The sequence below is a fragment of the Stenotrophomonas sp. genome (genome assembly GCF_032066555.1).
Taxonomy (GTDB): Bacteria; Pseudomonadota; Gammaproteobacteria; order Xanthomonadales; family Xanthomonadaceae; genus Stenotrophomonas.
Map to the genome: position 1 here is coordinate 141,942 of NZ_DAMBKV010000008.1, position 12,058 is coordinate 153,999.

Below are 12,058 nucleotides of genomic sequence, written 5' to 3' on the forward strand. Positions count from 1 at the left end.
GCATGGCTGCGCAAGCCGGCGACCTCATCTACGACGAGCAGCGTACGCCGCTGACCCTGGGCCGGCTGCTGAAGAGCGGTGGAGCGGGCAGTGTGTTCCTGATCAAGGAACGCCCGCTGGAGGTTGCCAAGCTCTACCATTCCAACAAGGGCGGTCAGGTCTACGAACGCAAGGTGCGGGCGATGCTGGAGCTGCGCCCGGACCTGCCCGATGTCGAGGACAAGGGCGTGCGCCAGGTGCAGATTGCCTGGCCTACCGGCTTGCTGCGCGACAAGGCGGGCGGCTTCCTGGGCTTCACCATGCCGGTGCTGGATGTGGCGGCCACCAGCGACCTGGAACATGTGCTGCAGGAGCGGCAGGCGCGCGAAGAAGGGCTGCCTACCGCGTTGGGCCCGAAGATGACCCTGGCCGCCAATCTGGCGGTGATGCTGGCAGCGCTGCACGAACGCCAGCACTACGTGGTGGACCTGAAGCCGCTCAATGTGCGCTTCTATCGCAAGTCCCTGTTCATCGCGATGCTGGATTGTGATGGCTTCAGCATCCAGGGCAAGGGTGAACGCTTTCTTTCCGAACAGGTCACTACCGATTACCTGGCTGCCGAATTCCAACAGCGCGGCGTTGTCGCCGGCGAGGAAGAGGCACAGGACCGGTTTGCGCTGGCGGTGATGGTGTTCCAGCTGCTCAACTCGGGCCTGCACCCCTATAGCGGCCGGCCCAACGGGGCGACATTGCCCAGTGATCTGCCTGGGCGGATTGCGGCCCATCTCTATCCCTATGCACAGGGCAAGGGCGAGACGCGAATACTGCCTTCGCCGGTCAGTGGCCATGCGGCGTTCCCGGCCGAGCTGCGTGACATGTTCGATCGTGCGTTCGCCAGCCAGGCACGGCGGCGCCCGGCTGCGGCGGAATGGTCATCGTTGTTGCTGCGCTATGCACGTCGTAGCAACGGCTTGTTGGTGAAATGTGCGAAGGACGGCGCGCATCAACATTTCAGCGGCCTGCCGTGTGCAGGCTGTGCGCGTGCCGAGTTGCTGGCAAGCAGCGCGCGTGCCGCGCAGTCGCGGGCAAGGCAGACGACTGCCACCGGCACGAAAGCTGCGCGTGTACCACGCCGTACCCGCGCCGCCACACCCAATGTGGCGGCGGCCCTGACCGCGGCAACGCCGGCACCGGCGACGCAGCCGATTGGGCTGGGTATGCGGGTGTTTTTTGCGGTCGTTGGGCCGGTGCTGTTGGGCTGGGCAACCACCTGGGGAATGGCGGCCTATCGTGACTACCTGTCGGACAAGGATCCAGGCTGGTGGTTGACGCTGGGGCTGGGCTTCCAGAGTGGCCTGCTGTTGGCGGCGGTGCTGCTGTTCATCGTGTGCGTGCCCGTGCTGATTCTGAGCAAGCGTCCATGAAAGTTGCCATCGGCATATTCGTCGCGCTGCTGATGCTGCTGTTGGTGACGGTGTTTGCTGGCTGGGTGGGCGTTTACATCTATGGCGGCGTCGAGTGGATCGGGCATCTGTTCGCCACGGGCATATTGCCGGATGGTAGGGCTGCGTTCCGTGCTGGCGTGCTGGTGGGTAGCCTGGTTTCGGTAGGTTCGCTGCTGCGTGTGGCGATCAAGGACAAGTCCCATGCGTATGCCGGCGCGGCGTTGATTGTGGGGCTTGGGTTTGCCTTCATGCTGTTTGCCACCCGCTTGTCTCCCTACGTCATGGTTGCGGAGGACGCGACGCAGAGCGTGGATGTGGCAACCGCTTCACCTGCAGCCAGGCGCAGCGAGATGCCCGAATGGTATTCGCGCAGCAGCTACGAGCGCGACGCGGCTGGAAAGGTGCATGCATTGGCCAGGGCTGCTGCACGCCAGGATCAGTTGGGGGTAGATGCGGGACTGGAAGAGCTGCAGCGATGGGCGCGCAGCGGAGTGCGTATTGGCGGCGACCGCGAGGCGTTCAACGCCGCGCGGGACAGGTTCAATGCCACCTTCGACATACCGGAGGGCCGTGAAACAAAAGGAAAGCTCAGCCGGGAGCGGCATGCAGCGCTGAGGGCGATGTGGCAGGCGGTACCCGAGGTGGATATCGCCGGACGGCGGGTGCTCGTGCAGGAGATGACAGTGCTTGCGTTTGCGTTGCGGTTGAAGGCCGAGCGTGGCACCGCTCAGGATGCAACGGCGGACGACGACGGGGTGCTGGATGAAAAACTCATCGAGCTGATTCGGCTGCAGGAGGCCATCCTCGGCTATGCACCGAGGTCTGCCGAGTTCTGGTCCAGTTATGCGGCTACCATCGTGGATGCCGACGAAGAGGTGGCGTTGGGAGCGTTGCTGATTGCCGATCAACTGCGGCGTTCGGCCGCATCCGGTCGCTCTGCGATGCGCATGTCGATCAGCGATGAGATGCTGTTTCAATCGGATATGCGGATAGGCACCAGCCTGTTGCCACGGGCCTCGGTCGCGCGTCTGAGCGTTCTTGAAGCGCGTGCTGCGGCAATCAACGGTACGACCGCGCCGGTAGATGGCGATACCCCGACTGAAGCGGGAGAGGCGGCATCTGCAGAGCAGGCGCTGCCCGCACCGCAGTTCGTGCACACCGGCAAGGGCTTGTTGCCTTCGCCGCGACCAACGCCTCCCGGGGGGCTGCCTGCGCACGCTACGGAGGCGTTGGTGCGGGTTGACCTGCCGTCCGCCGGGTTTGAACAGCAGCAGCGGCCGGTCGTGCTGCCGCCATCGGGTCTAAGCAGTGGTGGCAGCGTGCTGGTGGCGGTTGATGTACTGGCCGATGGCAGCATCAGCTCGGTCCTGATCGAGCGCAGCAGCGGCGACCCGGCATTGGATGACGCGGTGCGGTGGTCGGCGCGGCGCTGGAAAGCGCTGACGCCTATCGCCGCGAAGGGCGAGCGGCGGCGGGTGCAGTTGCGCTTCGAATCGCCGGTGCCGGTCGAGGAGATCCCTGGCTGGCCGCCACCGCCCATGGTGCCGGGCAGGGAGCCGGTGGCGGCAGCGGACACGGTGCCGACACCACGCCCGGTTTCGCCGTTCGCCGTGCAGCACTTGCAGGAGCTGTTGGCACGCCAGGCGCGTTTCAATCCGGCACGCTATCCCGCCGCCGCCTGGAAGGAAAAGGCGGGTGGCAGGGTGGTGTTGGCAATCCGGCTGGCAGGTTCCGGTGAGGTTCGCGGTGTCAGCATCGCCCAGAGCAGCGGCAATGCACTGCTGGATAGTGCCGCCCGCGAAGCTGCCTTGGGCTGGCGTGTTTCCCCTGGGGAAGCGGCAGCCGATGTGGATGAAGTGACGCTGCATCTGCCGGTGGTATTCAGGGCGGAGTAGGGCCGTTGATCAAGATTCGCTCGGTTCCCCGCTACAGCGCACCGTGTGGCCAAGGCCCGGCGAAATCGAAGAAGTGTGGTGTTGTGCTGCAAGAACGGCCGGGAGCCGTGCCTGCGGACCGTTACAGTCCGTGGCGTTCGAAGAGCGCGCGGTAGATGTTCGGCTCTTGCCCGTTGGCTGAGAACATGGGGTGTCGAGGATCGCGCTGCCACACTTCCAGCATGTTTGCGATTCTCAGTAGCTCGGCTATGAACGCCTGCTGCCGTGATGCCTTGGTGCTCTTAGTCGTTGCAGCATGTTCGGCAAGGCTCGTGCATTCTTCGTAGAAATCACGGGAAATATTGTCCCGTCGTATGCCAAGCTTTGACAGTTCGTCCGCGAGAATCCTGGGGCCGGACCATTCGATGGGGTTGCGGGAAGTCGGGAGGCAGATGGTGATCGCCGCCACAATGAAAGCCATTACGAGGATGAGAAGCGGTATCAATTCTTGGCTCCAGTTGCGTGCATGTTCCAAGCCGTTTCAATGCATCAAGAGAGGACAGGGCGAGATGGCTGCTGTCCGCAGTCCTGCTCAATAGTCACGCGCTGCATCGAACCATTGCTGTGCAAGATCATCGTTCACGCCCAGGCGCAGGGCATGCTCGGAACGGCCGAGCTGCCAGATCGCCTCGCCGAGGTCGTCGCGTTCGGAGGTTTCGATGCCCTTGAGCGTATTGAAGTGCATGGTGAAACGGGTAAGGGCAGCTTCCCCTTCGGCGAGAGTTTGTGCAGCTTTCAATGCCGCCAAAGCTGCATCGAACGCTTCATTGGCCTGCTTCGCCAAGCGCTTTGGCCACGCCGAAAAGGGGCGGCCGAATTCGCTTTCCCACCAACTGGCTTCGCGAAGCTGCGAGACCGACGCATGTCCGGTCCACGGGCGCTGTTGGGCGCGTGCCTTCAGTTGCTGACGCAGGCGCTTGCCTGCAGCTTCTTCGACATTGAAGGCAATCAAACCATCCAGCGCGGGCCAGCAGCTCAGTGCTGGCAGGCCTTCCAATGACGGCATGTAGCGCAGCTGCAGGCTCTGTAGCTGCGGCTGTGCTGCAAGCGCTTCAAGATCGACGAAATTGCCATACAGGCTCAGCGACTTCAGATGCATGAAGCGCGACAGGCATTTCAGCGAGATCGGGCGTGCCATCGGCGTGTTGACCAGCATCAGGTCGTGGACGTCATGCAGTTCGCCCATGTCCGGCAGTTCGAAAACAGTGGCTTGCCTGCGTGAACCCGTATCCGGGGCAAGCGACAGGGAGCGGGGCAGTTGCCCCAGGGTCGAGAAGCGACTGATATCGCCGGAGACACTGAGGTGGAGATTTGCCGCGATTTCCTGCCCTGGCAGGAGCAGCTGCAGGCTGGCTTCAGCGTGGTCCAGTTGAATCGCCAAGGTGCGGATGTTGGATTGGGCAGCATCGACTACGGTGTCCGTATCGAGTACAGGCACCCAGGTCAGCTGCTCGATGGGGCGCTGGCGGGCCCATTCGAAGATGCTCTGATCCGCGCCTGTGTAATGGATCACCCGTGGCCAGGGTGACCCAGCGGGCGTGGCGAACGGATTGAAGACTGCCCAGTTGATCCGGAGATCAGGGGCAACCTGAAGATCGGATTTGCCTGCAGCTGCGGCAGGTGCAATCACCAGGCTGCCTACGCCAAGCGTACGCACCAAGGTGTGGCTGCCTGCGCCGGTGAGGTCCAGCGGATAGCTGCCTGGCCCGGTGAGTGTGGCATCAACGCGGTTGTCTGTTGCGGTGTCTCTGCTGCCCATGTTCATCCTTGGCGTGGCCGCCGCTCATCCATGTGGTTCTGGCGTTGCTGCGTGTGCTGGTGCCGGCGCAACAAGACCTGCGGGGAATTGTATTTCTGTTTCCCGATGTGCGTGGATAACCATGCCATGCCAATGTGTCAAGGCGCGCATGCTGGACCGTGGCGTCCTTTGCGTTCGCGCGCGGCTCTGGTCGTTGCTGCTGTTTTGTATGTCTGCAGGGCCGACAGACAAAGGGCGCCATCATGGCGCCCTTTGCTTGCATGACCCGCGGGTCTGCTTACGGTGCCGAAGGCTGTGCCGGTGCAGCGGCAGGTGCAGCCGCCGGTGCCGCTGCCTGCCAGCCACACATCTGGCCTTCGTTCTGCTGCTTCAGCCATTCCTGCAGCGGTGCGAAGTATTCCAGCATCGGGCCGGCGTCGAGCTTCTCGGTGCCGGTCAGTTCCTTCAACGTGGCCTGCCACGGCTGGCTGGAGCCCTTGCTCAGCATGGCCCAGAACTTCTGCCCGGCTTCCTTGTTGCCGTAGAAGCTGCACTCGTTGAGCGGGCCGGTGTAGCCGGACGCGTCGCACAGGCCCTTGTAGAACTGGTACTGCAGGATGCGCGCCAGGAAGTAACGCAGGTACGGGGTGTTGCCCGGCACGTGGTACTTGGCACCGGCGTCGAAGAACTCCTCGCCGCGTGCGCTGGCCGGGGCCACGCCCTGGTACTGCGCCTTCAGTTCCCACCACTTCTGGTTGTACTGGTCCGGCTTGATCGAGCCGTCGAACACGCCCCAGCGCCAGCGGTCGATCATCAGCCCGAACGGCAGGAACGACACGCCCGACATCGCCATGCGCATCTGCGCATTGATGGTGGCTTCGCGGCTTTCCTGCTGCGCGCCGACGAGGCCGATCGAGTTGAGGTACTTGGGCGTCATCGCCAGCACGATGGTGTCGCCGATGGCTTCGTGGAAGCCGTCGTTGGCACCGCCCTGGAACAACGGCGGCAGCGGGTTGTAGGCCAGGTCGTAATAGATGTGGCCCAGCTCGTGATAGATGGTGGTGAAGTTTTCTTCGTTCGGGGTGATGCACATCTTGGTGCGCACGTCCGGGCCAACATCCTTGCCGTCGCCGCCCATGTTCATGTCCCAGGCGCTGGCGTGGCAGACCACGTTGCGGTCCAGCGGCTTGATGAACTGGGTGTTCTGCCAGTAGCTCTCCGGCAGCTTGGGCATGCCCAGCGAGACGTAGAAGTCCTGCGCGCGCTCGGTCATCTGCCGGGCGGTGACCAGCTCGGCCTCACGCTGTGCCTTGAAGCGGCTCGCCGGGTCGGCACCACCGGCCTTGGCCAGTGCAGCGCTCAGGTTGGTCTGGTACTGCTTTTCCAGCGCGGCGGTGATGTCCAGGCTGCCCGCGTTCGGGTACGGCGCGGTCATGTCCCACAGGTTGCTCCAGTCCTGCTGCCACATGTTGCCGGTCAGGTGCGCGGCAATCATGCCGCCGCCGACTTCGGCCTTGTCCTTGCCGTATTCCTTGTCCAGCTTGGCGCGGGTATAGCAATGCACCTGCTCGTACAGCGGCTTGACCTGCTCCCACAGGCGGTCGGTTTCCGGGCCAACCTGGTCGGCCGGCATGTCGTAGCCGCTGCGCCACATCTGGCCGGCATCGGTATAGCCCAGTTCGCGGGCGCCTTCGTTGACCAGTTCGACGAAGCGCTGGTAGTTGGCGCGCGACGGCACGGCGGTGGACTGCCAGCCCTGCCAGGCGTCGAGTTGCTTGTCGTAGTCACGCGAGGTGGCCAGCACCTTCTCAAGGTCGCCCAGCTGGCGGCAGTTCTTGTTGTCGCCTTCGCCCACGCAGTAGGTGCCGGCGCCGTAATCGCCTTCCAGCTTGGTGGCGATGCCGGCCAGTTCGGCCAGCTTCTGCGGGTCGCGCGGGGCGGGCATCGAGGTCATCAGCTTGAGCAGGCTGATGGCGCGCTTGGTGTCGGCGCTCATCGGCTGGCCGTCGTACTTGTTGGCCTGCTCGATCCAGCCATTGAGCACGGTCAGCCAGCGTTCGTTGGCCTTGGCCGCCACGCGTGCGGAATCGTCATTGATATAGGTGGACGACAGCCACTGCGCCGAGGTCATCTCCGGGTACATGGCCTTGTACTCGGCATTGACGCGGGCGATGAACTGATCGGCGCTTTCGGCCGGTGCGGCCTGGGTGGTGGCCGGCTTGGCGGCGTCGGTGGCGGCGTCCTTTTTACAGGCAGCCAGCGAGAGCACGGCCACGCCAACGGCGGCGGCCAGGACCAAATGACGATTCTTCACAGCAAACCCCGGTTTGTAAGTACCGGCGAAGGCTAGTGGGGCGGCGGCCGGGCCGCAAGTGGGGAAAGGGAGGCACCCCGGTAGTGCCGAGCCATGCTCGGCAGGAGCGTTACCGGTTGAGCCTTCTGCCGAGCATGGCTCGGCACTACATACGGCCTTAAGTGCAGGGGGCGAACAGGTCGCGGGACCGGTCATACACCGACGTCTGCACCTGCATCAGCCCAAGCACCGAGGGGAACAGGTTGTCCTGGTCGGTGCGCTGCGCAGCGCGGTGACGCACGCAGCTCATGTCCAGGCCACGATCCGCCGTGAACCCGGGCGAGAACCACATCACCATCGGTACCCGGGTCTGTTCCTCCGGTGCGATCGCATACGGTACGCCATGCAGATACAGACCCTTCTCACCCAGCGATTCGCCGTGGTCGGACAGGTAGATCATTGCCGTGTCGTAGTCGTCCATGCCGCGCAGGGTGGCAATGGTGCGGGTCAGGAAATGATCGGTGTAACGGATCGCATTGTCGTAGCTGTTGACGATGTCCTCGCGGCTGCACTTGCCCAGGTCCGCCGTGTCACAGGTGGGTGCGAACTGGCGGAACTGCGCCGGATAGCGTTGGAAGTAGCTCGGGCCGTGATTGCCCAACTGGTGCAGGACGAGTACGCGATCGCCGGGCTTGGCACGGACCTGCGTGGCGAGGTTTTCCAGAAGAATCTCATCCATGCAGCGGCCGTCGGCGCACAGGCCCGGTGTGGTCGCATCGTCCAGGCGCTGGATGTCCAGACCCTCGCAGACGCCCTTGCAGCCGGACTGATTGTCGCGCCACAGCGTGGCGATGCCAGCGTGCTCCAGCACGTGCAGCAGGGATTGGTGGGCACGGATCTTCTTCTCGTCGTAATCGTGGCGGCCAAACGGCGAGAACATGCACGGCAGTGAAACTTCGGTGCTGGTGCCACAGGAGTGCATGTCCGGGAAGTTGATCACGCCGGTCTGCGCCAGCTCCGGGGTGGTCTGGCGGGCGTAGCCGTTCAAGCCCCAGTTCTGTGCGCGCACGGTTTCGCCGACCACCAGCACCAGCAGGCGTGGCTTGCTGCCCGCAGCGCGAGGAAGGGCCTTGGCGTCGGTGCCCAGCGGCAGCTTGGGCTGCTTCTGCATCGGGCTGGCACTGGCGAGGTTCTGCTTCAGCGCGATCAGATAATTGACCGGCGTGGCCAGGTAACGCACCTCGCGGTGGTTGCGCATCAATGCGGAGATGTTCTGGAATGACAGCATCGTTCCGGCACCGCCTGCCACGATGACGCCAAGCAGGAAGGCAATACGCCACAGCAATGTGCGCGACCAGCTGCGCTTGCGCAGCCGCACGCGCCACAGCAACAAGGTCGGCAGCAGGCCGTAGCCGAGCAGCGGCAGCAGCAATGCCGGCGTCATCAGCTCGCGTGATTCCTTGTGGTCGGTGGCCAGTACATTGCGCAGCATGTCCGCGTCCAGATAGACGTTGTAGCTGTTCATGTAATGGGTGGCGAAGGCGGTGGTGATGAACAACACCGTCAGCACCACTTTGGCATTCCAGCGCCAGACCAGCAGGCCGAAGAGGATTGCGTGCACGCTTACCAGCAACGCAAACAGCGACACCGCGAACAGGATGCTGCTCGGGTTGGTGGCGATCGCGCTGCGCCAGAACAGGGTGTTGCAGACCAGGGCGAAAAACACACTGGCCAACAGGATCAGGGCCTCGGTGCTGATCTCGGGGCGCCAGTTGCGCAGGCGCGACCAGGAGAGCTGCGGTCTGGCAGGGCGGGGGACAGCGACGCTCATGCGTTCTCTCCAAGGGTGCCAGGTACGGCGGGCGACAGGAATGTGGTTGATGCAGATGCCGGGAACAGCCACAGATAGAGGGCAGTGGCGACCAGCCAACTGATCGTCAGGGACCAAAGGTCATGCGAGGCAAAGTGGGCGCCACGCAATTGCTGGGCCAGGCCGAACACCATGCCGACCAGCAGGGCAACGCCCAGTGCCGGCCAACGCCATTGCGGGCGTACCTGCAACATGAAGAAGAACAGCGCCACCCAGGCATAACCCGAGCCGGCATGGCCGGCCGGGAAGCAGGCGGCGTGGCCCAGTGCCACCGGACGCTGTTCGAACAGGCCGATGAAGGGGCGCAGGCCGCCATAGCGTTCCAGGTCCCAGGGGCAGTCCATGTGGGTCCAGGACTTGAGCAGCGCGATGATGCTGGTGGATAGCGCCACCGAGGACAGCAGGTAGGCCAGCGGCCGTCGCAGCGGCCGCCAGCGCAGGTCGACGCAGCTGCGGATCAACGCCAGTATGACCAGCAGCGCGACGAACCAGGTCAGGTTGCGGCCGCCCTTGTGGATCAGGTGGCTGGTCCACCATGCGTTCTTGTACAGCCATTGGCCGCCCTGCCAGCGGAACAGCTGGTCAGCCAGCCATTGATCGCCATTGCCGGCCATCAGCAGCAAGCTGCCGAGGGCGGCGAACAGCAGCGGCAACAACACCGTACGTGCGACAAAGCTCAGGCGGCCGCGCTCGGTAACCGGTTGCAGGGTGGTGGTCGTGGGCGGTTGCAACATGGAGCAGGGGCACCATCAGGCTGGGTGCGGCCATGCTGTGCCGGCTTGTGTCGGAGACCGGTCGGAACGTTGTCGTTATTTTGTCAGTGCTTCAGTTTCGTCGCGGGCATGGTTACGACGCCTTGATCGTAAGAGCGGCCATGCCGAAGAGGCATGGCCACGCCCGTGCAGGCTTCGGTGCGCCGGTGTCAGCAAACCTGCCTCGATGGGCTGGCGTCAATCGCCGTCGCTTTCCAGTGCATCCTCGCTACCGGCGACAACACCATGGGTCCTGGCAACGCAGTCCGCACGCAGGGCGGTGCCGGGCAGCAGCTGCCAGTTGTTGCGATTGGCACTGCCGATGTCGATGATCTGGCTGCGATCGGCACAGGGCGACATGGCCTTGTCCAGCACGAACAGCCAGCGCCGCTGCGGATCTTCACTTACCCATCGCGCCGCGTCCTCCCATTGCTGGGCGAGCGGGCGTTTGAAGCCGAAATCGGTGGCCTGGGGGTCGGTCTGCAGCAGGTTCTGTTCGCGCCAGGCCACCATGCCAAGTTGTGCATCCGGGCCGATGCGCTCGCGCACCTTGCCCATCACCAGCGATGCCGAACTGTAAGGATCAAGTGCGGGCATCGCGCCCAGGCCGTACATGGCCCAGAGCAGCACCGTGCACAACACCACCGCCAGCCCCGCGCGGCGCAGGCGCAATGTCACTACCAGCAGCAGCGAGGCGGTACCGAAGCCAATCAGCCACCAGCCGACGTGCGGCAAGACCCACGGATCGATCGCACGCTTGACCGCGTTGCGCTGGGCCCAGCCATCGCCATGGACGGCGCCATAGCCGACCACCAGGGTGGCCACGGCCAGCAGCAGCACGTACAGCAATAGCAGCCAGCGCACGCCGGTGCGTCGCAACAGGCCTGGCAGCAATGGGGCGGCAGCTACCGCCAGGGCTGGCAGCATCGGCAGGATGTAGACCTCGCGCTTGCCCGGGCTGGCACTGAAGAAGAGCAGTACCAGCAGTGCCCAGCCCAGCAGCAGGAGGTAGCGTGGATCGGCACGGCGGCAACGGCGCCACCAGGCTGGCAGGAGCCACGGTGCCAGCAGGCTGCCCGGCAGCCACAACGTCGCCATCACCTGCAGGTAGTACCAGAACGGTTGGTGATGGTGCCAGGCGTTGGCGTAGCGGGTGCCGGTCTGCTTGAACAGCAGTTCTTTGGCATAGGACTGCAGGTGCGGCTCGGGGTTCTGCAACAAGGCAATGGCCAGCGGCCCGAGCCAGATCGCGGTGCCCGCCAGAAAGGCGGGCAGCAGCAGCCACCAGCCCCAGCTGCGACCCGGACCTGGGGCCTGCGGGTGACGCCAGCGCCAGGCCATCCACGGCAGCAGCATCAGCAAGGGCAGGAAACCCACGCCCTTGGTCACGGTGCCGGCGCCGGCTGCGAAGGCTGCCAAGGCCAGCGCCCACCAGTTCGGGCCGAGCAGCAGATGCCGCACCAGCCCCCATAGCGCCAGCGTGGTCATGCCGACCAGCACCATGTCGATCTGCGCACGTTTGGCCATCAGCCCGAACTGGATGCAGACGAACAACCCGATGACCGCATAGCGGGCGATCTGGCGGTTCCAAAGCCGCCGGCTCATGTCCCAGGTCAGCCACAGGGTGAGCAGGGCGGCGAGCAACGAGGGCACCAGGAAGGACAGGTTCCAGTCGCCGATGAGCTTGTAGGTGGCGGCCTGGATCCACATGAAGGTGGCCGGCTTTTCCGCGTAGAGCTCGCTGCCGCGGTGTGGCAGCAGCCATTGCCCGGTCTCGACCATGTGCCGTGCGGCCAGCACGAAGCGAGGCTCGTCCGGAGGTTGCGGCGAACGCATGCCGAGCCCGGCGAACAGGCTGGCGATGACCAGCGCGATCAGGATGGCGAACCACAGTCTGTTGGACGAAGAGCGGGGCGGATTCGGGCGCACGGGCGGCTCGGTGGCAGAGGCTGGCGGGATGATGCCGCAATTGGCGTTGGAAACACGTCGAAACCGGAATGGCGAGTGGTTGCAGCGCGTTCCGACGACAATTCGACGGCAGCGGCGC

The 12,058-nt window shown here is 64.4% G+C and carries 8 protein-coding genes; 2 read left to right on the plus strand and 6 right to left on the minus strand.

The window, feature by feature from the left end:
* Positions 1-2 precede the first annotated feature (2 nt).
* Entirely contained in the window at positions 3-1,403 is a 1,401-nt protein-coding gene (locus tag RT131_RS11605; protein ID WP_313172966.1) for a hypothetical protein, read from the plus strand.
* Positions 1,400-3,319, plus strand: coding sequence for a TonB family protein (locus RT131_RS11610; protein WP_313172967.1), 1,920 nt, complete (start codon positions 1,400-1,402; stop codon positions 3,317-3,319). The genes RT131_RS11605 and RT131_RS11610 overlap by 4 nt, the downstream gene beginning before the upstream one ends.
* 121 nt (positions 3,320-3,440) lie before the next feature.
* On the opposite strand, the gene RT131_RS11615 is transcribed toward RT131_RS11610, so the two are convergent.
* The 6 genes from RT131_RS11615 to RT131_RS11640 all read right to left on the minus strand — a co-directional run bounded on the left by RT131_RS11615 (position 3,441) and on the right by RT131_RS11640 (position 11,940).
* A complete protein-coding gene (locus RT131_RS11615; RefSeq protein WP_313172968.1) occupies positions 3,441-3,833 on the minus strand; it encodes a hypothetical protein in 393 nt (130 codons plus the stop codon).
* A 57-nt stretch (positions 3,834-3,890) separates the two neighbouring features.
* Positions 3,891-5,117: a hypothetical protein gene (locus tag RT131_RS11620; RefSeq protein ID WP_313172969.1), complete on the minus strand. Its 1,227-nt coding sequence runs from the start codon at positions 5,115-5,117 to the stop codon at positions 3,891-3,893.
* 277 nt (positions 5,118-5,394) lie between these two features.
* The gene (locus RT131_RS11625) at positions 5,395-7,410 is read right to left on the minus strand and encodes a M2 family metallopeptidase (RefSeq protein WP_313172970.1); all 2,016 of its coding nucleotides are present in this window, start codon (positions 7,408-7,410) and stop codon (positions 5,395-5,397) included.
* Between the two features lie 157 nt (positions 7,411-7,567).
* On the minus strand, positions 7,568-9,220 hold the full coding sequence (locus tag RT131_RS11630; RefSeq protein WP_313172971.1) for a phosphoethanolamine--lipid A transferase: 1,653 nt from the start codon (positions 9,218-9,220) through the stop codon (positions 7,568-7,570).
* A complete protein-coding gene (locus RT131_RS11635) occupies positions 9,217-9,993 on the minus strand; it encodes a phosphatase PAP2 family protein (protein WP_313172972.1) in 777 nt (258 codons plus the stop codon). Before RT131_RS11635 ends, RT131_RS11630 begins: the two co-directional genes overlap by 4 nt.
* A 216-nt stretch (positions 9,994-10,209) precedes the next feature.
* Positions 10,210-11,940 carry a glycosyltransferase family 39 protein gene (locus tag RT131_RS11640; protein WP_313172973.1) on the minus strand — a complete coding sequence of 577 codons (1,731 nt, stop codon included), beginning with the start codon at positions 11,938-11,940 and terminating at the stop codon, positions 10,210-10,212.
* Positions 11,941-12,058 lie beyond the last annotated feature (118 nt).

Bases quoted from the DNA above. Each gene is read 5' to 3' on its own strand.
- RT131_RS11605 (WP_313172966.1), top strand. From the start codon at position 3: ATGGCTGCGCAAGCCGGCGACCTCATCTACGACGAGCAGCGTACGCCG.
- RT131_RS11610 (WP_313172967.1), top strand. From the start codon at position 1,400: ATGAAAGTTGCCATCGGCATATTCGTCGCGCTGCTGATGCTGCTGTTG.
- RT131_RS11620 (WP_313172969.1), bottom strand. From the start codon at position 5,117: ATGGGCAGCAGAGACACCGCAACAGACAACCGCGTTGATGCCACACTC.
- RT131_RS11630 (WP_313172971.1), bottom strand. From the start codon at position 9,220: ATGAGCGTCGCTGTCCCCCGCCCTGCCAGACCGCAGCTCTCCTGGTCG.
- RT131_RS11635 (WP_313172972.1), bottom strand. From the start codon at position 9,993: ATGTTGCAACCGCCCACGACCACCACCCTGCAACCGGTTACCGAGCGC.